20 protein-coding genes are annotated in these 22,659 nt (G+C 61.3%); 15 read left to right on the forward strand and 5 right to left on the reverse strand.

The genetic code is table 11. The features are described 5' to 3' along the window. Positions 1 to 133: 133 nt before the first annotated feature. On the forward strand, positions 134 to 1,906 hold the full coding sequence (locus ROSMUCSMR3_RS13010; RefSeq protein ID WP_081508630.1) for an SLC13 family permease: 1,773 nt from the start codon (positions 134 to 136) through the stop codon (positions 1,904 to 1,906). A gap of 3 nt (positions 1,907 to 1,909) precedes the next feature. On the opposite strand, the gene bchJ is transcribed toward ROSMUCSMR3_RS13010, so the two are convergent. Both bchJ and bchE read right to left on the reverse strand, forming a co-directional pair. Further along, the gene (gene bchJ / locus ROSMUCSMR3_RS13015; RefSeq protein ID WP_081507572.1) at positions 1,910 to 2,506 is read right to left on the reverse strand and encodes a bacteriochlorophyll 4-vinyl reductase; all 597 of its coding nucleotides are present in this window, start codon (positions 2,504 to 2,506) and stop codon (positions 1,910 to 1,912) included. Next, a complete protein-coding gene (gene bchE / locus ROSMUCSMR3_RS13020; RefSeq protein ID WP_081507573.1) occupies positions 2,499 to 4,160 on the reverse strand; it encodes a magnesium-protoporphyrin IX monomethyl ester anaerobic oxidative cyclase in 1,662 nt (553 codons plus the stop codon). Before bchE ends, bchJ begins: the two co-directional genes overlap by 8 nt. Positions 4,161 to 4,314: 154 nt before the next feature. Between bchE and ROSMUCSMR3_RS13025 the strand changes: the two genes are divergently transcribed. After that, a complete protein-coding gene (locus ROSMUCSMR3_RS13025; protein ID WP_008279353.1) occupies positions 4,315 to 5,055 on the forward strand; it encodes a YebC/PmpR family DNA-binding transcriptional regulator in 741 nt (246 codons plus the stop codon). Between the two features lie 94 nt (positions 5,056 to 5,149). Here the strand turns inward: ROSMUCSMR3_RS13025 and ROSMUCSMR3_RS13030 are convergent, their stop codons facing one another. After that, positions 5,150 to 5,521, reverse strand: a complete 372-nt coding sequence (locus tag ROSMUCSMR3_RS13030) for a CopM family metallochaperone (RefSeq protein WP_008279352.1) — start codon at positions 5,519 to 5,521, stop codon at positions 5,150 to 5,152. A 265-nt stretch (positions 5,522 to 5,786) separates the two neighbouring features. After that, positions 5,787 to 7,985 carry an excinuclease ABC subunit UvrB gene (gene uvrB, locus ROSMUCSMR3_RS13035; protein WP_081508631.1) on the reverse strand — a complete coding sequence of 733 codons (2,199 nt, stop codon included), beginning with the start codon at positions 7,983 to 7,985 and terminating at the stop codon, positions 5,787 to 5,789. A 128-nt stretch (positions 7,986 to 8,113) separates the two neighbouring features. Between uvrB and ROSMUCSMR3_RS13040 the strand changes: the two genes are divergently transcribed. The 13 genes from ROSMUCSMR3_RS13040 (at position 8,114) to ROSMUCSMR3_RS13100 (ending at position 21,293) form a co-directional block, all read left to right on the forward strand. Continuing rightward, the gene (locus tag ROSMUCSMR3_RS13040) at positions 8,114 to 9,331 is read left to right on the forward strand and encodes a GTP-binding protein (RefSeq protein WP_081508632.1); all 1,218 of its coding nucleotides are present in this window, start codon (positions 8,114 to 8,116) and stop codon (positions 9,329 to 9,331) included. Positions 9,332 to 9,349: 18 nt separating this feature from the next. Next, positions 9,350 to 9,961 (forward strand): DUF1826 domain-containing protein, encoded by a 612-nt coding sequence (locus tag ROSMUCSMR3_RS13045; protein ID WP_237183446.1) that lies wholly within the window; start codon positions 9,350 to 9,352, stop codon positions 9,959 to 9,961. After that, positions 9,951 to 10,241, forward strand: coding sequence for a DUF6525 family protein (locus ROSMUCSMR3_RS13050; RefSeq protein ID WP_081507575.1), 291 nt, complete (start codon positions 9,951 to 9,953; stop codon positions 10,239 to 10,241). Before ROSMUCSMR3_RS13045 ends, ROSMUCSMR3_RS13050 begins: the two co-directional genes overlap by 11 nt. A gap of 318 nt (positions 10,242 to 10,559) precedes the next feature. Next, a complete protein-coding gene (acs, locus tag ROSMUCSMR3_RS13055) occupies positions 10,560 to 12,500 on the forward strand; it encodes an acetate--CoA ligase (RefSeq protein ID WP_008279345.1) in 1,941 nt (646 codons plus the stop codon). Positions 12,501 to 12,513: 13 nt separating this feature from the next. Then, positions 12,514 to 13,200: an adenylate kinase gene (locus ROSMUCSMR3_RS13060; RefSeq protein WP_081507576.1), complete on the forward strand. Its 687-nt coding sequence runs from the start codon at positions 12,514 to 12,516 to the stop codon at positions 13,198 to 13,200. Between the two features lie 68 nt (positions 13,201 to 13,268). Beyond that, positions 13,269 to 13,529 (forward strand): DUF4212 domain-containing protein, encoded by a 261-nt coding sequence (locus tag ROSMUCSMR3_RS13065; protein ID WP_081507577.1) that lies wholly within the window; start codon positions 13,269 to 13,271, stop codon positions 13,527 to 13,529. A gap of 15 nt (positions 13,530 to 13,544) precedes the next feature. Further along, positions 13,545 to 15,308: a sodium:solute symporter family protein gene (locus ROSMUCSMR3_RS13070; RefSeq protein ID WP_008279342.1), complete on the forward strand. Its 1,764-nt coding sequence runs from the start codon at positions 13,545 to 13,547 to the stop codon at positions 15,306 to 15,308. Positions 15,309 to 15,426: 118 nt separating this feature from the next. Next, on the forward strand, positions 15,427 to 17,265 hold the full coding sequence (locus ROSMUCSMR3_RS13075) for a DUF294 nucleotidyltransferase-like domain-containing protein (protein ID WP_008279341.1): 1,839 nt from the start codon (positions 15,427 to 15,429) through the stop codon (positions 17,263 to 17,265). A gap of 3 nt (positions 17,266 to 17,268) precedes the next feature. After that, the gene (locus tag ROSMUCSMR3_RS13080; RefSeq protein ID WP_081507578.1) at positions 17,269 to 17,775 is read left to right on the forward strand and encodes a hypothetical protein; all 507 of its coding nucleotides are present in this window, start codon (positions 17,269 to 17,271) and stop codon (positions 17,773 to 17,775) included. 30 nt (positions 17,776 to 17,805) lie between these two features. Then, entirely contained in the window at positions 17,806 to 18,189 is a 384-nt protein-coding gene (locus ROSMUCSMR3_RS13085; RefSeq protein ID WP_008279339.1) for a response regulator transcription factor, read from the forward strand. Further along, positions 18,182 to 20,248: an exonuclease domain-containing protein gene (locus tag ROSMUCSMR3_RS13090; protein ID WP_081507579.1), complete on the forward strand. Its 2,067-nt coding sequence runs from the start codon at positions 18,182 to 18,184 to the stop codon at positions 20,246 to 20,248. The genes ROSMUCSMR3_RS13085 and ROSMUCSMR3_RS13090 overlap by 8 nt, the downstream gene beginning before the upstream one ends. A 70-nt stretch (positions 20,249 to 20,318) precedes the next feature. Beyond that, the gene (locus ROSMUCSMR3_RS13095; RefSeq protein ID WP_081507580.1) at positions 20,319 to 20,618 is read left to right on the forward strand and encodes a hypothetical protein; all 300 of its coding nucleotides are present in this window, start codon (positions 20,319 to 20,321) and stop codon (positions 20,616 to 20,618) included. Positions 20,619 to 20,819: 201 nt separating this feature from the next. Next, complete coding sequence (locus tag ROSMUCSMR3_RS13100; RefSeq protein WP_081507581.1) at positions 20,820 to 21,293, forward strand: CoA-binding protein; 474 nt, start codon at positions 20,820 to 20,822, stop codon at positions 21,291 to 21,293. Positions 21,294 to 21,299: 6 nt separating this feature from the next. Here the strand turns inward: ROSMUCSMR3_RS13100 and ROSMUCSMR3_RS13105 are convergent, their stop codons facing one another. After that, positions 21,300 to 22,598 carry a Wzz/FepE/Etk N-terminal domain-containing protein gene (locus ROSMUCSMR3_RS13105; RefSeq protein WP_081507582.1) on the reverse strand — a complete coding sequence of 433 codons (1,299 nt, stop codon included), beginning with the start codon at positions 22,596 to 22,598 and terminating at the stop codon, positions 21,300 to 21,302. Between the last annotated feature and the right edge of the window lie 61 nt (positions 22,599 to 22,659).

Raw genomic sequence — 22,659 nt, forward strand, 5'->3', positions numbered from 1 at the left:
AACCCGGCAACTGGTGGTTCGTGTTGTGCATCCTTTCCCTTCTTCCCGGCAATAGGACATATGGCGCTTGCCGCCCCTCGACGGATCGGGGAAACTTGCGCAGGGCCATGAAAGGTGCGTTTAAGTGATTGAGATGCTCGGCGTTTCCCAGACCGGTCAGGCGTTGCTGACGCTGCTGGTTGTGGCGGCCATGTTCGTGCTTTTTGTGCGCGAAATCTATCCGACTGAGGTGGTGGCGATTGCGGGCGTGGCGGTGTTGCTGGCCCTTGGTGTGCTGCCCTATGGCGCGGCGCTTGACGTCTTTTCCAACCCCGCGCCTTGGACCATTGCGGCGATGTTCATCGTTATGGGGGCCTTGGTGCGCACTGGCGCGCTGGATGCTTTTACCACGCTGGCCGACCAGCAGGCCAAGCATAACCCGCGCCTTGCGATTGCGATGCTGCTCATTTCGGTGGTGATCGGATCTGCCTTTATGAACAATACCCCGGTTGTCGTCGTGATGATCCCGGTGTTCGTGCAACTGGCGCGCACGCTCAAGATACCTGCATCCAAGCTGCTGATTCCACTAAGTTATGCTGCGATCCTTGGGGGCACCACAACGCTGATTGGCACCTCGACCAATCTCTTGGTTGATGGTGTGGCCCGTTCGGCGGGCATGGCCCCATTTACAATCTTCGAGGTGACGCCGCTTGGGATTGTGCTGGTCATTTGGGGGGCGATCTATCTGCGCTTTTTCGGTCCCTTCCTTTTGCCCGCGCGCGACAGCATGGCGGACTTGTTGTCGGACCGATCCAAGATGAAATTCTTTACCGAGGCGGTCATTCCCCCGGAAAGCAACCTGATAGGCCGTGACGTGACCGGTGTGCAGCTTTTCAAGCGGGAAGGTGTGCGGTTGATTGACGTGATCCGGGGGGATCAATCGCTGCGTCGTAATCTGGCAGATGTCACCCTGCAGGTCGGCGACCGGGTGGTTCTGCGCACGCAGATGACCGAGCTTTTGAGCCTGCAGCGTAACAAGAGCCTCAAGCGGGTCGATCAGGTTTCGGCGGTGGAGACGACCACGGTTGAGGTGTTGATCACGCCCGGCTGCAAGATGGTGGGCCGTTCCTTGGGCGCGCTGCGGTTGCGGCGGCGGTACGGAGTCTATCCGCTGGCGGTGCATCGCCGTAACCAGAATATCGGGCGCCAACTGGATGAACTGGTGGTGCGTGTCGGCGATACCCTGCTGCTGGAGGGGGCGCCTGAGGATATTCAGCGCCTCTCGCGCGAGATGGAGATGGTGGATGTCTCGCACCCGTCCGCACGGGCATTTCGGCGTGGGCATGCCCCGCTGGCGGTGCTGTCGCTCGCGGGCATCGTTGTGCTGGCAGCGCTTGGCGTTGCGCCCATTCTGGCGCTTGCGGTGATCGCGGTGGCCATGGTGCTTTTGGCGCGCTGCATTGACGCCGACGAGGCTTTTTCGTTTATTGATGGGCAGTTACTAGCGCTTATCTTTGCCATGCTGGCCATCGGCGCGGCGTTGCAGACCTCGGGCGCGGTCGAGTTGTTGGTGGGCGGCATTGCCCCCACATTGTCGGTTATGCCGGGGTTCTTGGTGGTCTGGGCGATTTACCTTTTGACCTCATTCCTCACGGAACTGATCAGCAACAATGCCGTGGCTGTGGTGGTCACGCCGATTGCAATCGGGTTGGCGGATGCCATGGGCATCGACGCGCGACCGCTGGTGGTGGCAGTGATGGTGGCGGCAAGCGCGAGCTTTGCAACGCCAATCGGCTATCAGACCAACACGCTGGTCTATGGCCCCGGCGGGTATAAATTCACCGATTTCCTGCGGGTGGGTATTCCGCTCAACCTGAGCATCGGCCTTTTGGCCAGTGCGCTGATCCCGCTTTTCTGGCCACTCTGAGGGCTAATGCCGCCAGTCGATCTCGAACCGACAGGCGGAGGCCCCCGTAGCGCAGCACGTGGTTTCGATGGCCTGAGAACGTGGGTGAACGAGCCGGGAAAAAAGCCGCTCGAACACCGCGGCGTGCCAATGGCAAAGCGGGGCCGTTGCGTGTTCGCCCCGAATGATCGGATTGTCAGAGAGAGTAAAAACCACCGGCGGGCCGGACTTTGCGGCCAAAGTGCCCGTGCCGCAGAATGTCCAGCTATGGGCCAGGATGGCGCGGGTCAGGATCGGGGCTGCGACACGCGCAGGCAGAGTGCGCAGAAGGGTCTGGGCGGCGCGTGGGATGCGATGGGCGAGGATGTAATCGCCCGTGCCTTGACCAGCGGCGATGGAGATTTTTCGCGCATTTTCAGGGTGTTGCTGCCGCAGCGCGCCATGCAGCGCCGCAACGCGAGCCTCGTTGATCATGGCGTTTGAATCCGGCAGAGGATCAAATCCCAGAGGCGCAAAAAGGGCACGGCGGGTATCCGCCCCCACGATGCGGTCCATCGCGGGGGCCAGTTGCAGGACCGCATTTGGGCCGATGCGGGCCGTTATCTGACTGCCGTCAGGCATCCATCTGCTGCGTACTGCCGCCGCAGGCGCGGACTTCGGCCCCATTTGGCATCTTGAACCCTTCGTTGCGCTCGGACGCGCGGTCCTTCATCTGGGTGCGCACCGCTTCGCGGCGTTCCGCCGCGCGGGCGGCTCGGTCGGCGCTGGCTTCCCAATCCTCCATCTGTGCCTCGGCGATGGTGCGGGTTTCGTCAAAGTCGAACGTGACCGAGTTCTTGGTCTGGGGCCCCCAATAGCCTGCCTTGCCCAGATCATAGAAGGTGCGGCTGACGCCAGCCTTGAGAAACGCCTTGAGACAGCCCAAGAGATAGCGCCGCCGATAGCCGGTGCCGCGCCACGGATAGTGAAAAAGCGCCTTGCGCATGTAGAAGCGGCGATAGTTTTTCATCACCCCGTCAAGGAGTTCGCCGCGCGTCATGGTGGCTGGTTTCATGATTGGTGTGACAAAGTTATATTTTGAGAAATCAAAGACTTCGACCTGATCTCGGAGTTCCTGAAAGAGCGGTGTAAAGGGCCAAGGCGTATACATTGCCCAGTTGGCCAGATCTGGTTGCCAGTCCCAAGCCATCTGAAAGGTTTCCTCCAGCGTTTCGGGGGTCTCATTGTCCAGACCGACGATGAACTGAGCTTCGGTAAAGATATCCGCCTCGCGTAGCAGCTGGATCGCCTCTTTGTTCTGGGCGACGGTGGTTTCCTTGTTGAACTGGTCGAGTTTGAGTTGCGCTGCCGCTTCGGTGCCAAGACTGACATGCACCAGCCCCGCTTTGCGGTAGAATTTCAGCAAGTCGCGGTCGCGGTAGATGTCTGTGACGCGCGTGTTGATGCCCCATTGCACGCGGCGTGGCAGGTCTCGGGCGATCAATTCCTCACAGAATTGCACAAATTTCTTTTTGTTTATCGTAGGTTCCTCGTCTGCGAGGATGAAGAAGCCGACACCGTGGTTGTTCACAAGGTTCTCGATCTCGTCCACCACTTTCTTCGGGTCGCGCACGCGGTAATCACGCCAGAATTTCCATTGGCTGCAGAAGGAACAGGTAAAAGGACAGCCGCGCGCCATGTTGGGGATGGCCACGCGCTTGCCCAAGGGGACGTAGATGTATTTCTCCCACTCCAAGAACGACCAGTCGGGGTTGATCGCATCAAGGTCCTTGACGGTTGAGGCGGCGGGGGTGGCGGTGATCGTCTCACCGTCTAGATAGGCCAAGCCTTTGATTGATTTACGTTTTTCAAGCCATTGGCCAGAGTCTGCGGCGCGGATGAGGTTGAGGAAAATCTCTTCTCCCTCGCCGCGCACGATCACATCGACCCAAGGGGCCTCAGACAGGACCTGTTTATACATGAAGGTCGCATGCACGCCGCCCAGAACCCGCAGCGCATCTGGCACCACCTCTTGTGCGAGTTTGAGGATGTTTTCCGCGACATAGATCGAGGGGGTGATTGCGGTGACCCCCACAACATCTGGGTTCAGATCCCTGAGACGGGCGCGCAGGCTGTCATCGTCAAGGTGGTTGGTCATGGCGTCGATGAATGTGACATCCGTATACCCTGCGTCGCGCAGGTGCCCCGCCAGATAAGCGACCCAAGCGGGCGGCCAACTGCCGGCGATTTCGGCCCCGCCGGAATGGTAATTGGGATGGATCAAGACGATGCGCATGGCGGGACTCCCTGTGTATCGTTTTAGGTTACAGTGTAATGTGTCTAACAAAATTGACGTAAATCAAACCACACCACGGTGGGGCGGGGCGTTGCCCTGCGTGCGGCAAGCGTATAAAAGGCGGCAGATTCCCGGATATGCAGGAGAAGGCACTATGGCCGGCCATTCCAAATGGGCGAATATTCAACACCGCAAGGGGCGCCAAGACGCCGTGCGGGCGAAACTATTCTCCAAGTTTTCCAAAGAGATAACCGTTGCTGCCAAGATGGGCGATCCCGACCCGGACAAGAATCCGCGCCTGCGTCTGGCAATCAAGGAAGCCAAGGCGCAATCTATGCCCAAGGACAATATTGAGCGCGCCATCAAAAAGGCGATGGGTGGCGATGCCGAGGATTATGAAGAAATCCGCTATGAAGGGTACGGCCCCAATGGTGTGGCAATCATCGTCGAGGCGATGACCGACAACCGCAATCGCACCGCGTCGAACGTGCGTTCGACCTTTACCAAGAACGGCGGCAATCTGGGCGAGACCGGCAGTGTCGCGTTTATGTTCGAGCGCAAGGGTGAGGTGACCTATGCGGCGAGCGTGGGCGATGCCGATACGGTGATGATGGCCGCGCTGGAAGCTGGGGCGGAAGATGTGGAATCGGGGGAGGATGGCCACACCATCTGGTGTGCGGATACCGATCTGAGCGAGGTGGCCTCGGGGCTGGAGGGGGCCTTGGGCGAGAGCACATCGACCAAGCTGGTGTGGAAACCCACCACCACGACCGAGATGGACCTTGAGAGCATGCAGAAGCTGATGAAGCTGATCGAGGCGCTGGAGGATGACGACGACGTGCAGCGCGTCACCACCAATTTCGAAGCCTCGGATGCGGTGATGGAACAGCTATAAAACGCGGGCGTGCGCGTAAGGTTTGTACGGTTCTTACAGGGATTTGGTGCAAACCTTACGCGGCGCTTTGAGGGGGGCTGAAAGGCCCGCCAACTTAGTGGCCCAGTTCGGTGAGGCGCGCGCGCATCCAGGCGATCTCTGCCTCTTGTGCGGTGATCACATCCTCGGCCAATTTGCGCACCTCCGGGTCCTTGCCATGTTCGAGAACGATCCGCGCCATGGCGACGGCCCCCTCGTGATGCGGGATCATGCCGCGCAGGAAATCCACATCGGCGTCGCCGGTAAAGTCGATGTCCATCGCGCCATGCATGGCGGCGTTCGCCTCGATATAGGCCTGGGTCGAGGCGGGCAGGCCGTGGGTCGCATGCGCGGAGTGGTTGCTGTGGTCCGTGCCGTGACCATGGCTATCGGCGAGGGCCGGTGAAAGGGTGAAAGCCAGCAGAGCGGCAGTCAGGGGGATGCGCATCGTGTTTGTCCTATCTGTGGTGACTGAGGGAGAGATAGGAGCTTCCCCCTGCTGGAAGGCAAGAGAGGATGCGCGAAAAGGTGAGTGCAGAGTGCGGGGTGTTAAGCAGGTAGGGTGCGCCTTCATTGCGCACCGGGTTGATTGGGGAGTGGTTGGTTGGTGCGCAATGAATGCGCACCCTACGTTGGCTAGAGGGTGAGGCGGTCGTGGAGCCAGACCTCAGAAGAGAGGGGGGAAGGCCGCAGGTGCGCAATGAATGCGCACCCTACCGCGCTCGCCGCTTTACATTCCCCCCGCGCTGCCCCGGGCGGCCCGCTGTTGAGCGGCCGCGCCCTTTGACGGCTTCGGCACTTGCCGCTTCGACGGCGGATTGACGGGCCAGAGGGTCGTCGGAGATTGCCAGATCCACGGCCTCTAGGCGCTTGACCTCGTCGCGCAGGCGGGCGGCTTCTTCGAACTCCAGATTCTCGGCAGCCTTGCGCATATCCGCGCGCAGGCCATCGAGCACGGCTGCGAGGTTTGCCCCGGCCAAGGGTTTGTCGACCTGCGCCGTGACGCGGGCCATGTCCACGTCGCCCTTGTAAAGCCCGGCCAGAATATCCTCGACATTCTTGCGCACTGTGGCGGGGGTGATGCCATGCGCCTCATTATAGGCGATCTGTTTATCGCGGCGGCGGTTGGTCTCGCCCAACGCGCGCTCCATCGAGCCGGTGATGCGGTCGGCATACATGATGACGCGGCCTTCGGCGTTGCGGGCGGCACGGCCGATGGTCTGGATCAGCGAGGTTTCGGACCGCAGGAAGCCTTCTTTGTCGGCATCGAGAATGGCGACAAGGCCACATTCGGGAATGTCCAAGCCTTCGCGCAAAAGGTTGATGCCAATGAGCACGTCAAACGCGCCCAAGCGCAGGTCGCGCAGAATCTCGATCCGCTCGATCGTGTCGATATCAGAGTGCATGTAGCGGACGCGGATGCCCTGTTCGTGCATGTATTCGGTCAAATCCTCGGCCATACGCTTGGTCAGGGTGGTGACGAGCACCCTGTAGCCATCGGCGGCGACGCGGCGCACCTCGTCCAAAAGGTCATCGACCTGGGTTTCGACAGGGCGAATTTCGACCTGAGGATCAAGCAGCCCGGTGGGGCGGATCACCTGTTCGGTAAAGACGCCGCCGGTCTGTTCCATTTCCCATGCCGCCGGGGTGGCGGAGACAAAGACCGATTGCGGGCGCATGGCATCCCACTCCTCGAATTTGAGGGGGCGGTTGTCCATGCAAGAGGGCAGGCGAAAGCCGTGTTCGGCCAGCGTGAATTTGCGCCGGTAGTCGCCTTTATACATGCCGCCGATCTGGGGCACCGAGACGTGAGATTCATCGGCAAAGACGATGGCCGTGTCTGGGATGAATTCAAAGAGGGTGGGGGGCGGTTCGCCGGGGGCGCGGCCCGTGAGGTAGCGGGAATAATTCTCGATCCCGTTGCACACGCCGGTGGCCTCGAGCATTTCAAGGTCAAAGTTGGTGCGTTGCTCCAACCGCTGCGCCTCGAGCAGCTTGCCTTCGTTGACCAACTGATCAAGGCGGGTGCGCAATTCGCGTTTGATGCCGATGATGGCCTGTTGCATCGTGGGCTTGGGCGTCACGTAATGCGAATTGGCGTAGATGCGGATTTTGTCGAATGTGTCGGTTTTCTCGCCAGTGAGAGGATCGAATTCGGTAATCGCCTCAAGCTCTTCGCCAAAGAACGACAGCCGCCACGCGCGATCCTCAAGGTGGGCGGGAAAGATTTCAACGCTATCGCCGCGCACCCGGAAAGAGCCGCGTTGGAACGCCTGATCGTTGCGGCGGTATTGCTGGGCGACGAGATCGGCCATGATGGCGCGCTGGTCGTATTGCGCGCCGACGGTCAGGTCTTGGGTCATGGCGCCATAGGTCTCGACCGAGCCGATACCGTAGATGCAGGAGACCGAGGCCACGATGATCACATCGTCGCGTTCCAGAAGGGCGCGGGTGGCGGAGTGGCGCATCCGGTCGATCTGTTCGTTGATCTGGGATTCTTTCTCGATATAGGTGTCGGAGCGGGCGACATAGGCCTCGGGCTGGTAGTAGTCATAGTAGCTGACGAAATACTCGACCGCGTTTTCCGGGAAAAATCCTTTGAATTCCCCGTATAGTTGTGCGGCAAGTGTTTTGTTCGGGGCCAGGATGATTGCGGGGCGCTGTGTCGCCTCGATGATTTTCGCCATGGTAAAGGTCTTGCCGGTGCCGGTGGCCCCCAAGAGCACCTGATTGCGCTCGCCTTCATTGAGACCTTGGGACAGTTCGGCAATGGCGGTGGGCTGATCGCCCGCCGGTTCAAAATCCGAGGCCAGCAGGAAGCGCTTGCCGCCTTCGAGCTTGGGGCGGGATTTCACATCCGGCGCGGGATGGCTGAGCACGGCTGGGGTCTTGTCGGAATGGGCATAGGGCATGGGGCGCTCCTTGGGCTCGATGTCCACATTTGTTCTCTTTGGCGTTGGGTTCAAGCCCCAAAGCGGGTTGTGTTCGGGGGGATTGGTGATGTAATGATATAACATTATAAACGCAAATGGAGATGCCGATGCAACCCCGCGACCTGCGCTTGCCCGTGACCGTGCTTTCCGGATTTCTGGGGGCGGGCAAAACCACGCTTTTGAATGCAGTGCTGAATAACCGCGACGGCCGCCGGGTGGCGGTGATCGTCAATGACATGTCGGAGGTGAATATTGATGCCGACCTTGTGCGAGAAGGTGGTGCAAACCTCAGCCATACGGATGAGGCGCTGGTCGAGATGTCGAACGGTTGCATCTGCTGCACACTGCGCGACGATTTGCTCAAGGAAGTGCGCAAACTGGCAGGTGAGGGGCGGTTTGACTATCTGTTGATCGAATCGACTGGGGTGTCAGAGCCGTTGCCAGTGGCGACCACGTTTGAATTTCGCGACGAAGCGGGCGAGAGCCTGTCGGATGTGGCGCGGTTGGACACGTTGGTTACGGTGGTGGATGCCGTGAACCTGCTCGAGAATTATTCAAGCCATGATTTCCTGTCGGGTCGGGGCGAGGTGGCCGGCGAGGGCGACACGAGGACGCTGGTTGACCTGCTGGTCGATCAGATCGAGTTTGCCGATGTGATCGTTCTCAACAAGGTCAGTGACGCCGGGCCCGCGCGGCGCGATGCGGCCCGCAGTATCATCGTGGCGCTCAACCCGGATGCGCAGATCATCGAGACGGATTATGCGCAGGTCGATCCGGCGCGGATTTTTGACACCGGGTTGTTTGATTTTGCGACGGCGCATGATCATCCGCTTTGGGCCAAAGAGCTTTATGGCTTTGCCGAGCATGTGCCCGAGACTGAGGAATATGGGGTTACTTCCTTTGTCTACCGGGCGCGGCGTCCGTTTGATCCGGTAGCCGTGCATGCGGTTCTGAATGGGCCGTTGCCGGGGGTGATCCGGGCCAAGGGGCATTTCTGGGTGGCGACGCGGCCCGAGTGGGTGGCGGAATTCAGCCTTGCAGGGGCCTTGAGCAAGGTGGGACCGCTGGGCATCTGGTGGGCGTCGGTGCCCGAAGAGCGCTGGCCCACGCATCCGCAGGCGCGGGACTATGTGATGCGGCATTGGGCGGCGCCCTATGGTGATCGGCGACAGGAGTTGGTGTTTATCGGCGCGGGCATGGACCAAGCGGAGATTACGGCTGCCTTGGATGCGGCGCTGGTTGGCAGCGAGACAGTCTTTGATCCGCTGGTGTTTCGCGGCTTGCCTGATCCCTTCCCGGTGTGGCGGCGGTCTGAGGCGGCGTGAACGATGCGGGACCATGGCATGACGCTGGCCACCGGCGTGGCGCGGGGGGATAGCCCCGGTATCCTGCATCAGGTGACGAGGGCGGGACAAGCGGCGGCGATCTGGACGCGGCAGAGAGAGGCCGGGCTTGCCGAGTGGATTGACGGTGTAGCGGTGGAAAACTTGCCGCAGGCCCGATGCTATTGCACGGCGCAGCGTGCGCGTGCGGTGGCGCAGGCGGCCTGTGAGGGCGCAGGTTTGCCCATCGGGCGGGCGCGTGAGGTGTTGTGTGATGACATCGGCGCGCTGGCTGTTCTGTTTGGGCAGGTCATGGGGCGGAGCGCCTTGCATCTGCGGTTAGAGGTGGTGCGCGACGATGCCTGCCGCAAGTTTCACTTGGATCAGGTTCCTGCGCGGCTGCTGTGCAGCTATCGCGGGGCAGGCACGGAATACGGGTTGATGCGGGCGCAGGGCGATCCGCAACCTGTGTGTCGAATGGCAACCGGGGATGTGGGCATTTTTCGCGGCGCGCTGTGGTCCGGGGACGAAATGAGCGGTGTGGTGCATCGCTCGCCGCCGCTTGCCGGTTTTGGCGCGGCGCGGCTTTTGTTGGTGTTGGACGTGTTGGGGGCGTCGCAGCATGGCCGGTAACCTGCGCAGCCCCGCCATACGCCGTCGGCGCGCCCATGGTCTGACCGAGTATGACCGCTTGCCGGGGCCGCTGCGCCGCTGGGTGGCACAGGCGGCGCTGCCGTGGTCGGCGCGGTCGGTGCGTGCGGTCTGGGCGCGGGCGTTGCGGGCGGCGGGGGGATGCGAGGCGGCGGCGCTGGCGCGTCTGAACCGGATCGAAGCGCGCGCGCTGGAGCGCGAGGCCTCTGTAGTTTGGGGGATGGGATATCCCACGCCAGACCTTACAGGTGACGAATCGTAGAGGGTTTGTGACGCTGCGTCATACGATTCGGGCGCGGGGCATAGTGCCGCACCCACTGGGCACGCGTGGGTTTTGGAAGTGGGTCTGTCGCAATTTTGAGCACATGAGTCGTTTCAGGGCGGGCAAAAGGCCAGCAAAACAGCAGTGGAAAATTTATTTACAAAGCTGTGCCCCGATTAATGCAAGAAATTCACTGATCTTATGGGCGTTTGTCAGGATTTTGTTAATTTCTGCGCAATTTCGGCTAGGGTATGCGAAGGAATGCGGCAGAGCCTGTCACGAGGAGCAGGTGGCCGTTGGGATGGAGGATTTCAAGTCATGAGCGACGCAAACGCAACCGCAGGTGCAAAAAAAGCCGGATTTCACATTGATCAGGCCAAGTATGAGCGGATGTATGCCGATTCGATCAGTAACCCTGAAGCGTTTTGGGGGGAGCATGGCAAGCGGCTGGACTGGATCAAGCCCTATACCAAGGTCAAGAACACCTCGTTTGCGTATGACAATGTGTCGATCAAATGGTTTGAAGATGGCACGCTGAACGTGTCGGCCAATTGCATCGACCGGCATTTGGCAACACGCGGCGATCAGACGGCGATCATCTGGGAAGCGGATGATCCCAACGAGACGCCGCAGCACATCAGCTATAAGGAACTGCACGCGCAGACCTGCAAGATGGCCAATGTGCTCAAGGCGATGGGCGTGGGCAAAGGTGACCGCGTCGTAATCTATATGCCGATGATCCCCGAGGCCGCCTATGCGATGCTGGCCTGTGCGCGGATCGGGGCGATTCATTCGATCGTTTTCGCGGGCTTCAGCCCGGACGCGCTGGGCGCGCGGATCAATGGCTGCGATGCCAAGGTGGTGATCACCGCCGACCATGCGCCGCGTGGTGGCCGCAAGACCAAGCTCAAGGATAACGTCAATCAGGCGCTGTTGCATGACACCTCGGATGTGAAGTGTCTTGTGGTGCAGCGCACCGGTGATCAGGTCGCATGGCGGCGTGATCTGGATTTCTGGTGGCATGAAGAGGCCGAGAAGGTCAGTGCCGATTGCCCGCCAGAGGAAATGAACGCAGAAGACCCCCTGTTCATTCTTTACACCTCGGGGTCGACCGGCATGCCCAAGGGCGTGGTGCATACGACGGGCGGCTATCTGACCTATGCGTCGATGACGCATGAGTATATTTTCGACTATCACGAGGGTGATATTTACTGGTGCACGGCCGATGTGGGCTGGGTCACGGGGCATAGCTATATCGTTTATGGCCCGCTGGCCAATGGGGCCACCACGCTGATGTTCGAGGGCGTGCCGACCTATCCGGATGCCGGGCGTTTCTGGCAGGTGTGCGAGCGCCACAAGGTGACACAGTTCTACACTGCCCCCACCGCCATTCGCGCGCTGATGGGCAAGGGCACCGGGCCGGTTGAAGGATCGGACCTGTCGAGCCTGCGCATTCTGGGGTCGGTCGGCGAGCCGATCAACCCTGAGGCGTGGAACTGGTACAATGAGAATGTGGGCAAGGGCAAATGCCCCATCGTAGATACGTGGTGGCAGACCGAGACCGGCGGCATTCTGATAACGCCGCTGCCCGGTGTGATCGACACGCCCAAGCCCGGTTCGGCGACCAAGCCGTTCTTTGGGGTGAAGCCCGTTGTGCTGGACGATCAGGGCAACGAGTTGGACGGCGAGACCTCGGGTGTTCTGGCGCTCAAGGATAGCTGGCCGGGGCAGATGCGCACCGTCTGGGGTGATCATAGCCGGTTTGTCTCGACCTATTTCGAGATGTTCAAAGGCTATTATTTCTCGGGCGATGGGTGCCGCCGCGACGCGGATGGCGATTACTGGATTACGGGCCGGGTGGATGACGTGATCAACGTCTCTGGCCACCGGATGGGCACCGCCGAGGTGGAATCGGCGTTGGTCGCCCATGCCACGGTGAGCGAGGCCGCCGTTGTGGGCTATCCGCATGACATCAAGGGGCAGGGCATCTATTGCTATGTCACGCTGATGGATGGGGTTGAGGCCACCGAGGCGCTGCGCACGGAACTGGGCAACTGGGTGCGTCAGGAAATCGGGCCGATTGCCAAGCCGGATGTTATCCAATGGGCACCGGGCCTGCCGAAAACCCGTTCGGGCAAGATCATGCGCCGCATCCTGCGCAAGATCGCCGAGAACGACTTTGACAGCCTTGGGGATACCTCGACGCTGGCCGATCCGTCGGTCGTGGACGAGCTGATTGCCAATCGCACCAAAGCCTGAGAGGGGACTCGTGATGGACGGAAGCGACACGCCCCGTAACGCCGCCAATCTTGTTCTGCTTGGACCGCCGGGCGCGGGCAAGGGCACGCAAGCCCGGATGCTGGAGGAGCAATTCGGGCTGGTGCAACTGTCGACCGGCGACCTATTGCGCGCGGCTGTGGCGGCGGGCACCGAGGCGGGTCGTGCGGCCAAGGCAGTGATGGAGGCGGGGGATCTGGTGTCTGACGCAATCGTCATCGCCATTCTGCGCGACCGCCTAGCCGAGCCGGACTGTGCCAAGGGCGTGATCCTTGATGGGTTCCCGCGCACCACGGTGCAGGCCGAGGCGTTGGATGGTCTCTTGGCGGAAATCGGTCACGGCATCCGGTCGGCGATCAGCCTAGAGGTGGATGACGCGGCGATGGTGGCGCGGATTTCGGGCCGCTACACCTGTGGCGGCTGTGGTGAAGGCTATCACGACAGCTTTAAGGTGCCGAACGTTGCCGGCATCTGTGACAAATGCGGTGGCACCGAGATGAAGCGGCGCGCCGATGACAATGCGGAAACGGTGGAACAGCGGCTGCGCGCCTATCATGCGCAGACCGCGCCGTTGATTTCCTATTATGAATCGCGCGGCGTTCTGGCCCGCGTCGATGCGATGGCCGAGATCGAGGCCGTTGCAAGAGAGCTGAACGCCATCGTCGCCAAGGCGGTTGCGTAAAGGAGTGCCCGTGCCGGGATGGTCCCGGCGCGGTCTGGAGGAAGCCGTTATAAAAGGGAGGGCACGCTTTGTCCGATCAAGAAAGAGCGAACGCTTATTGGAAGGCCAATCTGCGTCTTATCACATGGAGCCTCGTGATCTGGTTCTTTGCCTCGTTTGGCTTTGGCATTTTGCTGCGGCCCATGCTCTCGGGGATCGCCATTGGCGGCACCGATCTTGGGTTCTGGTTCGCGCAGCAAGGGTCGATCATCGTCTTTCTGATTTTGATCTTCTTCTACGCCTGGCGGATGAACAAACTCGATGCCGAACATGGCGTCGGTGAAGAATAAGTAGGGGGAGGGACAATGGATCAAACAACACTCAATATCATCGTCGTTGGCCTCAGCTTCGTGCTTTACTTCGGTATCGCGATCTGGGCCAAGGCGGGATCTACGGCTGAATTCTATGCTGCGGGACGCGGCGTGAATCCGGTCGTCAACGGGATGGCAACGGCGGCGGACTGGATGTCGGCGGCCTCGTTCATCTCGATGGCGGGTCTCATCGCCTTTGTCGGCTACAACAACTCGACCTTCCTGATGGGCTGGACGGGTGGTTACGTGCTGATGGCCATGCTGCTTGCGCCCTATCTGCGCAAGTTCGGCAAATACACGGTGCCCGAGTTCGTGGGCGACCGGTTTTACAGCAACAAGGCCCGCGTTGTGGCCGTTATCGCCCTGATCACCATGTCGGTGACCTATGTGATCGGTCAGATGGCGGGTGCCGGTGTGGCCTTCTCGCGTTTCCTTGAGGTGGACAACACCACTGGCCTTTTGATCGCGTCGGCTGTGGTTTTCGTTTACGCCGTTCTGGGCGGGATGAAGGGCATCACCTATACGCAGGTGGCACAGTATTGCGTTTTGATCGTCGCCTATACGATTCCGGCGATCTTTATCTCGCTGCAGCTGACCGGCCATGTTCTGCCGCAGTTGGGCCTGTTTGGTGAGCACACGGCGTCGGGTCAGTATCTGCTGGTGACGCTGGACGGCCTGCTGAACGATCTGGGCTTTAATCAGTATACGTCGGGGTCCAGCCCGTGGCTGATGGCGCTGTTCACCTTGTCGCTGATGATCGGCACCGCCGGTCTGCCGCATGTGATCATCCGCTTCTTCACCGTTCCCAAAGTGTCTGATGCACGTTGGTCGGCTGGTTGGGCGCTGGTCTTTATCGCGTTGCTCTATCTCACCGCTCCGGCTGTGGGTGCGATGGCGCGTCTGAACATCATGACCACCATGTGGCCGCAAGGTGTGCAGGGCGAAGCTGTGGCTGTGGACGAACTTCCCGATTGGTTCCGGACCTGGTCTGCCACTGGCCTCTTGGCTGTGGAAGACAAGAACGGCGACGGCAAGATCCAATACTACAACGAAAAGAGCGAAGCGATGACTGCGCTGGCGGCCGAGCGTGGCTGGCAGGGCAACGAGCTTGTCACCTTCAATCAGGACATTCTGGTGCTTGCAAACCCGGAAATTGCGGGTCTGCCGGGTTGGGTTATTGCACTTATCGCCGCAGGCGGTATCGCGGCAGCCCTCTCGACGGCGGCGGGTCTGCTCTTGGCCATCTCTTCGGCGGTGAGCCACGACCTGATCAAATCGACGATCAATCCCGGCATCTCGGAAAAAGGCGAGCTTTTGGCAGCCCGTATTTCGATGGCGGCGGCGATCGTGGTGGCAACCTATCTGGGCCTTAACCCTCCGGGCTTTGCGGCTCAGGTTGTGGCCTTGGCGTTCGGTTTGGCGGCGGCGTCGCTCTTCCCGACACTGATGATGGGCATCTTCTCGAAGCGGATGAACTCTGCTGGTGCAACCGCTGGCATGCTGGCCGGTCTGCTCTCGACCACGCTCTACCTGTTCCTCTTCCTGGGTTGGTTCTTTATCCCCGGCACGAACATGTTGACCCCGGATCAATACCTGTTCGGTATTCCGCCGACCCACTTTGGGCCGATTGGTGCGCTGCTGAACTTTGGTGTTGCGTTCATCGTGGCAAGCATGACGGCAGAACCGCCGCAGGAAATTCAGGACCTGGTCGAAAGCGTGCGTATTCCGCGCGGTGCCGGCACGGCCGTGAACCACTAAGCAAGCAATGGACAGGGGCGGCGCGTGCCGCCCCTTTTCCCTCTGCCGCCCGCCGATATTTCCGGAAACCGGGTGCTTTTAGGTGATTTCCCACCATATCCGAGGAGAGCCGCGCCCGATGAGCGACGTCAAACCCGATCCCATTGACAGCCTGACACGCCATGCGCCGTTTTCCGGCTTGCCGCATGTGTTGCGCAGTGCGTTGGCCCCCAAGCTGGCACGGGTGGTTCTGGAGCAGGGTGTTGTGCTTTTTGAGAAGGGCGCGCCGCTGGCGGGGCTTTACGTGGTCGAGACTGGCGGGCTCGATATCGAAACGGGGCATGCCGATCTGGTGTCGCATCGCGGGCCGGGCGACATCATGGGCGAGCGCGGCCTTTTGCGTGATGGCAATGCGCTGCTGACGGCACGGGCGGCCGAACCCTCGGAGTTGGTCGTCGTGCCGCGCGAGGCGTTTCTGGACCTGATGGAGCAGTCGGATGAGATCGCACGCTGGTTCGCGCGGGCACGGCCCACGGCGCAGGGCGATGACGGCCCCTATGCCACGGGTCTGACGGCGCTACAGGTGTCGGATCTGATGACCGCGACGCCGATCACCTGCACCCCCGACGCCACGGTCAAGGATGTGGCGCGCCTGATGCGGGACAATGTGATTTCGTCGGTCGTGGTGATGGAGGGCGCACGTCTGGCGGGCATTATCACCGTGCGCGATCTGGCCAATAAGGTGCTGGCCGAAGGGCTGGGCGGTGACATCCGCGTGGCGCAGGTGATGACGCCGGACCCGGTGACGATTGAGCCGGGGCGTTTGGGCCTTGATGCGTTGATGCTGTTGTCGGAACTCAAGGTCAATCACCTGCCGGTGGCGCAGGGTGGGCGAGTGCTGGGCATGATCGGCAAAACCGATTTGTTCCGCCAACAGGCCGCAACGGCAAGCCATATGGTCGCCGATATTGCCAGCGCTGACACAGCCGAAGACATGGCGCATGTCATGGAGCGGGTGCCGATGCTGTTGGTACAACTGGTGCAGGCCGGGGTGCGGCCACAGTCGATCACGCGGCGCATTACCGATATCACCGATGCGATCACCCGGCGTTTGCTGAGGCTGGCAGAGCAGCAGCTTGGCCCGGCCCCGGTGCCCTACCTTTGGGCGGCCTGCGGCAGTCAGGGGCGGCGCGAGCAGACGGGGGTGAGTGATCAGGACAATTGCCTGATCATCGACGACAGTGTCCTGCCCGAGCATGATGCCTATTTCGCCGCGCTGGCCAAATATGTCAGCGACGGGCTGAACACCTGCGGATTTTTCTATTGCCCCGGCGATATGATGGCGACCAATCCGCGCTGGCGGCAGCCGCGCCGGGTTTGGCGGAGCTATTTCGCACGCTGGATCGCGCAGCCGGATACAGAAGCGCAGATGCTGGCCTCGGTCATGTTCGACCTGCGGGCGATTGCGGGAGAGAATGCGCTGTTTGACGATTTGCAGGCCGAAGTGCTGGCAAGTGCGCGCAAGAATTCGATCTTTGTCGCGCATATGGTGTCTAATTCGCTGAAGCATACGGTGCCTTTGGGCCTTTTGCGCGGATTTGCCCTGATCCGGTCGGGCGAGCATAAGAACACGATTGACCTTAAACATTCGGGCGTGGTGCCGGTGGTTGATCTGGGGCGGATTTACGCGCTCTTGGGATCGCTTGAGGTGGCGGGCACGCGCGAGCGGATCACGGGGGCACGGGCGGGGGCAGTGATTTCCGAGAGCGGTGCGCGCGATTTGCTGGATGCCTATGACCTGATCGCGGAAACGCGGTTGCGGCATCAGGCGGCGCGCATCCGCGCGGGGCGCAGCCCTGACAATTTCATGGCCCCCGCCGATCTATCGGACCTTGAGCGCAACCACTTGCGAGATGCGTTCATGGTGGTCAAGACCATGCAATCGGCCATTGCACAATCCAGAGGAGCACCGGGATAACTTATGTTTTTTGAATTGATCGCCACTTTCGCCGTTGGCATCGCCGCCGCCGGTCTGGCCCTTGTTGCGGGGCATCTGAGCCGGGGCCGGTTGCCGCGGTATTCCGCGCCGATCTTGGCGGGTATTGCGATGCTCTGCTATGCGATCTGGTCGGAATACACTTGGGCGGATCGCACGCTGAGCACCTTGCCAGAGAGTGTCGAAGTGGTGAGCGCTGTAGAAGAATCAAGGTTCTGGAAGCCTTGGACCTATGTGGTGCCACAGGTCACGCGGATGATGGTGCTGGACCGGGCCGGGGTTCAGACCAACCCGACGGTGCCGGAAATCCTGTTGGCGGATATCTATCTCTTTGGCCGTTGGGCCGTGCCGGTCAAGCGCCCGCAACTGGTGGATTGCGCCAAGGCGGCGCGCGCCGATGTAAGCGAGGCGGCGCTGGCCGATCCATCGCAGGCCGAGTGGCTGGTCGTTGGGGTGGAGGACCCCGTGATCACGGCACTTTGCCAAAGCTAAGTCAGTCGTAACCGGGAGAGGAGGCCCGTCATGCCTGAAAAAACCGTTCTGCTGGTGGAAGATGAGGACAATATCGCGCTGGCGCTTGAGCATCTGATCGGGCGGGCGGGATACCGGCTTCGGCGGGTGGCCACGGGCAATGCAGCCCTGGAGGCAATGGCCGAGGACCGGCCCGATCTGGTGGTTCTGGATGTGATGCTGCCCGAGCGGTCGGGCTATGAGATATGCCAGATGATCCGCGCCGATGCCGCCCTCAAGGGGATCAAAGTGTTGATGATGACCGCCGGCGGCGGCGAGGTTGAGCGCCGCAAGGGGCTGGCGGTTGGGGCGGATGCGTTTATGACCAAGCCCTTTGCCACCGCTGATCTGACCGCGCAGATCGGTGAGTTGCTGGCCGGGGCGGATCATGATTGAACGCCTGACAGCGCGTTTGGGCCTCAGGCTCCGGTTCGCGCTGTTTTTTGCTGCTCTTGGGTTGGGGGGCGCGGGGGTAATCGCGGGCGCGCTGTGGTTTGGCTATGCGCGCGCGGGCGGGCCGCTGGATGGCTATCTCATCGGCGGAATGGTTGCGACGCTGGGGGTGATGGGGCTTTCGGCGTGGATCGGTCTTTTGTTTGATGAGAACGTGGCCAAGCCCATTCTCGCGCTCGCCTCGGACCTGACCACGCGGGCGCGGGCCGATGTGGATTTGCAGATCAACGAGACGCAGGCCAAGCATTTGAGCACGCTGGCCCCTGCCGCCAATGCGATCAACGCAGCCCTTTCAGAGGCGCGCGCCGCGCGCGCCCGCGCGGTAGAGCGCGAGACGGCGCGGATTGCCCGCGAAAAGGCGCTGTTCGAGGCGCTGTTTCGTGATCTGGGCGAGGGGGCGGTGGTGGCCACGCCCGACAACCGCGTCATGCTTTATAACCGTATGGCGCAAGAGCTGTTGGGGGAGATTGGTCTTGATCGCCCGCTGTCGAATGTTCTGCGCCCCGAGCCGATCATGGAGGCGCTGTCGCGGATGCAGGATGCGCGGGTGCGCGGGCGCATCGAGGCCGAGACATTCCTTGCGGCCTCTGCGAACGGCAAGCGGTTTCTTTTGGGCCGCGTGAGCCCGATCCTGTCGGATGAGGAACTATCGGGGCATGTGCTTATTTTCCGCGATGCGACCGAGGATCTAAGCGCGCATGCGCAGCAGGATCATCTGTTCAACAGGCTGTTGGAAGGGGTGCGCCGACCTGCGGCCACCATTGGTGCGTTGCTGGATGTGCTGCAATCCGCCGAGGATCTGCCCCCCGAGAGCCGCGCCAAGTTTCGCAAAGGGATCGAGGACGAGGTGGCGCGGCTGTTTGAGTGTCTGCGCGAGATGGGCGCGCGGCATGCCGGGATAAAATCCCGAAGCTGGCCGATGTCGCCGGTTGCTGCGGCGCATGTGTTCGACGGCTTGAGCGTGCAGGCGCCGGTGCCGCTAGGGGTGGTGCGCAGCGAGGCGATGCTGAGTTGCGATGGCTTTGCCGTGACCACGCTTTTGGGCGGCATCCTTGGGCATCTCGCAGAGGAGGGCACGCGCGACGGATTCAGCCTGAGTGCCGAGCCGGACGGCGCGGAAACGCGCCTGATCCTGAGTTGGCAGGGCGAGGCGGTGACGGATGGGCAATTGACCGGCTGGCTTAAGGCGCCACTGTCCACCGCCTATGGGGATTATTCGGGCCGTGATGCGCTGAGCGCGCATCAGACCGATGTCTGGGCCGAGGCGGGGGCAGGCGGGCATCGCATCGTGCTGCCTTTGGCCACCGCTGCGCCACCGCTGGAGCCGGGAGATGCGCGGCCCGAGTTTTATGATTTCAACCTGCCTGAGGTGGCAAGCGGGGAATTGGCTGACCGGCCCCTGTCTGACCTGAGTTTCGTGGTGTTTGACACCGAAACCACCGGCCTTTCGCCACGGGGCGGGGATGAGATCGTGCAGATTGCCGGGCTGCGTATCGTCAACGGGCGCATTCTGCGCGGCGAGAGTTTCGATATGCTGGTCAATCCGGGCCGCCCGATTCCGCCCGCCTCGACGCGGGTGCATCATATCAGCGATGACATGGTACAGGACGCGCCGGATATCATCGAGGCTGGGCGGCGGTTTCATGATTTTTGCCAAGGGGCGGTGCTGGTCGCGCATAACGCGCCGTTCGATCTGGCGTTTCTGCGGCTCAAGGAAAAGGTGATCGGGCGGCGGTTCGACAATCCGGTGCTGTGCACGGTGCTGATGTCGGCGGGGCTGTTCGACCATAGCGGGCAGCATACGCTGGATGCGCTTTGCGAGCGGTTCGGGATCACCATCCCGCCTGAGGCGCGGCATACGGCGATGGGCGATACGGTTGCCACGGCTGAGGTCTTTGTGCGGATGCTGGGCCTCTTGCAGGCCAAGGGTGTCACCACGCTGGGGGGCGCTATTGCTGAAGAGGGGCGGATGACCAAGATTCGCAAGGCGCAGAATTACTGAAGCCCGCAGGCCTGAGGCATTTTTGCGCCCGCCTCTTGGCAATCCCGCCCCCCTGACCGATATGGAACCTATGGGACACAAGATTGCGACCTGTTCATATTGCGGCACGCGTGCGGTTCTGGTGTTGGACCGGGCCCGGCATGAGCTGGCCTGTTCGAGTTGTGGCGCGCCGCTGCATGAGATGAAGGCGATGCCCACGCGCGAGACTGGGGCTGTGCGGCCCAAAGCGCGACCGATGCCGCTGCCCCGGCAGGACTATGGGCCAGAGCGGCAGGTGCCGCCCCCTGCCCGCAAAGTGAAGCGGCGCAAGGGGTTTGGGCGGCGGATGCTTGAGGAAATCTGGGACACGGTCGAGGATATATTCGACTGACGCGAAGGCTGCGCCGGGCGCTCACATGCAGTCACAGGTATATTACAATCCCTTTATATTCTTAGAATCGGACCTACATTTGTCCCAGAGGCTTCGATACGGAACATCGTTGCCTTCTATCACTGTCCCTCGTTCCGCGACTGGCGCCCAAGTTGATAACTTGGGCGCTTTTTTCTGGGCGCAATCCGTGTTTGATAGGGCATGAGCGAAAATTACAGCGATTCCCATCTGCGCGACATCCTGACACGCACCCGGCGTGTCGCGGTTATTGGCGTGTCCATGAACCCGGTGCGCCCGAGTTATTATGTGGCGCGCTACCTCAGCCTTAAGAAATACGCGGTGGTGCCGGTCAATCCGGGCCATGCCGGGGAGGTTCTGTTTGGACAGACGGTTGTGGCGGGCTTGCGCGATATTGAAGGCCCGGTCGATATGATCGACATTTTCCGCCGATCCGAGCATGTCGGGCCCATCGTGGAAGAGGCGTTGGAGGTTTTGCCGGGGCTGCGCACGGTCTGGATGCAGATCGGGGTTGAGAATGCAGAAGCGGCCGAAATGGCGCGGGCACGCGGCGTTGACGTGGTGATGAACCGCTGCCCCAAGATCGAGTATCAGCGCCTGTTCGGTGAGCTGCGCATGGGCGGGTTCAACACGGGCGTGATTTCGTCCAAGCTGTGAGCCGCATCAATTGCCGCCCAAGAGGCGCAGCGGCATCAGGCGTTCTTCGACCAGACGCACGACGATGGGCACGACCAACAGGATCATCAGGACCGTTCCCGCAATCCGAAGTGCGCGGCGGCGGCGCTCGTGCCGCAGGCGCACCACGGGGATGGTGACGACCGGCGTGATCTCAAGCTCTTTTTCCAATTGGGCGGCGCTGCGGATCGCCGGATTGAGAAGTTCGAGTGTGATGACAAGCGCCAAGCCCAAGACAAGGCTGGCCAGTGCCCCGGCGATCGCCAGTTTCTTGCGGCTGGCCGAGACCGGGAATTGCGGCGGAATGGCCGTTTCCAGAATTTCAAAGCGTTCCTGTTGCTGGCGCGACTCCAGCACGCTGGCCATTTCCGCCTCGACCCGGCTGGTGGTGATCGTGCTCAATTGGTCCTGCAATTGCGTTAGATCACGGGTGAGCGCGCCCAATTCCCGCTCGACGCGGGGGGCGGCGGCAAGGGCGGCCTCGTTCTGGGCGATGCGGGCCGAGACCAGCGCGCGCTGATCCGTCAATTGACCGATCTGACGGGCAAACACCTCTTGCCGCTGACGGGTGGATTCGGTTTCCAACGAGATGATCTGCTGGTCAAGGTCGAGCAGGGTTTCGTTCAGGGTGCGCAATTCTTCGCGCACCGGCGTGATGCTGGAGGGCAGCGATGCGCCATTGGCGCGTTTGAAATCGGCGATCACGCCTTCGACTTCGGCGATCTGGGCGCTGACGCGGGCCTCTTCGGCGCTAAAGAAATCGAGCGTTTCGCGCACGAGGTCCATGCGCCGCTCGCGGTTCTGGGTGATCACGGTTTCAACGAAATCATTGGCGACCTCGGCGGCCTTGACCGGATCGTTGAGATTGACCGTCACGCTGAGACCGGAAGGCGCGGTTGCCGGGCCCATGCCGGGAATGCCAACGGTAATCGGTGTGATCCGGGCGGAAATGCGCAGTTGATGCACCTTCTCGGCAAGCGGCATATTCGGGACATTGGCAAAGAGGCCATGCCGCTCGATCACCTTGACCAGATTGTCACGCGCCATCAGGCGCTGTTCGATCAGTTGCAGGCGGTGGTTGGCATCGGTGGCGATGGTCTGCCCGGTCAGATCGCGGCCCACTTGTGGCGATTCGATCTGGATGACGGCGGTGGCCTGAAATACCTTGGGCTGGTTGAGGGCGATGATGACCGAGAGGATCGCGCCCACCACACCCACAAGCGCGATAAGCCACAGCCTGCGGCGCAGGAGCCGCATCACATCGGGCATGGATTGAATCGCGCTCATGGCTTGCCTATCGGTGTCGTTTCAAGGTCATCAACTTGGTCGCTGACAACAAAAAGCCGCT

Origin of the sequence: Roseovarius mucosus (assembly GCF_002080415.1) — a bacterium.
GTDB classification, from domain to species: domain Bacteria; phylum Pseudomonadota; class Alphaproteobacteria; order Rhodobacterales; family Rhodobacteraceae; genus Roseovarius; species Roseovarius mucosus_A.

What these genes read in the sequence shown, in the direction of transcription:
- ROSMUCSMR3_RS13075 (WP_008279341.1), top strand. Translation starts at nt 15,427, where the DNA reads ATGAGCGACGTCAAACCCGATCCCATTGACAGCCTGACACGCCATGCG.
- bchE (WP_081507573.1), bottom strand. Translation starts at nt 4,160, where the DNA reads ATGCGCATCGTCTTGATCCATCCCAATTACCATTCCGGCGGGGCCGAA.
- ROSMUCSMR3_RS13090 (WP_081507579.1), top strand. Translation starts at nt 18,182, where the DNA reads ATGATTGAACGCCTGACAGCGCGTTTGGGCCTCAGGCTCCGGTTCGCG.
- ROSMUCSMR3_RS13085 (WP_008279339.1), top strand. Translation starts at nt 17,806, where the DNA reads ATGCCTGAAAAAACCGTTCTGCTGGTGGAAGATGAGGACAATATCGCG.
- ROSMUCSMR3_RS13010 (WP_081508630.1), top strand. Translation starts at nt 134, where the DNA reads ATGCTCGGCGTTTCCCAGACCGGTCAGGCGTTGCTGACGCTGCTGGTT.
- acs (WP_008279345.1), top strand. Translation starts at nt 10,560, where the DNA reads ATGAGCGACGCAAACGCAACCGCAGGTGCAAAAAAAGCCGGATTTCAC.
- ROSMUCSMR3_RS13030 (WP_008279352.1), bottom strand. Translation starts at nt 5,521, where the DNA reads ATGCGCATCCCCCTGACTGCCGCTCTGCTGGCTTTCACCCTTTCACCG.
- ROSMUCSMR3_RS13070 (WP_008279342.1), top strand. Translation starts at nt 13,545, where the DNA reads ATGGATCAAACAACACTCAATATCATCGTCGTTGGCCTCAGCTTCGTG.
- ROSMUCSMR3_RS13045 (WP_237183446.1), top strand. Translation starts at nt 9,350, where the DNA reads ATGACGCTGGCCACCGGCGTGGCGCGGGGGGATAGCCCCGGTATCCTG.
- ROSMUCSMR3_RS13040 (WP_081508632.1), top strand. Translation starts at nt 8,114, where the DNA reads ATGCAACCCCGCGACCTGCGCTTGCCCGTGACCGTGCTTTCCGGATTT.
- bchJ (WP_081507572.1), bottom strand. Translation starts at nt 2,506, where the DNA reads ATGCCTGACGGCAGTCAGATAACGGCCCGCATCGGCCCAAATGCGGTC.
- ROSMUCSMR3_RS13050 (WP_081507575.1), top strand. Translation starts at nt 9,951, where the DNA reads ATGGCCGGTAACCTGCGCAGCCCCGCCATACGCCGTCGGCGCGCCCAT.
- ROSMUCSMR3_RS13060 (WP_081507576.1), top strand. Translation starts at nt 12,514, where the DNA reads ATGGACGGAAGCGACACGCCCCGTAACGCCGCCAATCTTGTTCTGCTT.
- ROSMUCSMR3_RS13095 (WP_081507580.1), top strand. Translation starts at nt 20,319, where the DNA reads ATGGGACACAAGATTGCGACCTGTTCATATTGCGGCACGCGTGCGGTT.
- ROSMUCSMR3_RS13100 (WP_081507581.1), top strand. Translation starts at nt 20,820, where the DNA reads ATGAGCGAAAATTACAGCGATTCCCATCTGCGCGACATCCTGACACGC.
- ROSMUCSMR3_RS13105 (WP_081507582.1), bottom strand. Translation starts at nt 22,598, where the DNA reads ATGAGCGCGATTCAATCCATGCCCGATGTGATGCGGCTCCTGCGCCGC.
- ROSMUCSMR3_RS13025 (WP_008279353.1), top strand. Translation starts at nt 4,315, where the DNA reads ATGGCCGGCCATTCCAAATGGGCGAATATTCAACACCGCAAGGGGCGC.
- ROSMUCSMR3_RS13080 (WP_081507578.1), top strand. Translation starts at nt 17,269, where the DNA reads ATGTTTTTTGAATTGATCGCCACTTTCGCCGTTGGCATCGCCGCCGCC.
- uvrB (WP_081508631.1), bottom strand. Translation starts at nt 7,985, where the DNA reads ATGCCCTATGCCCATTCCGACAAGACCCCAGCCGTGCTCAGCCATCCC.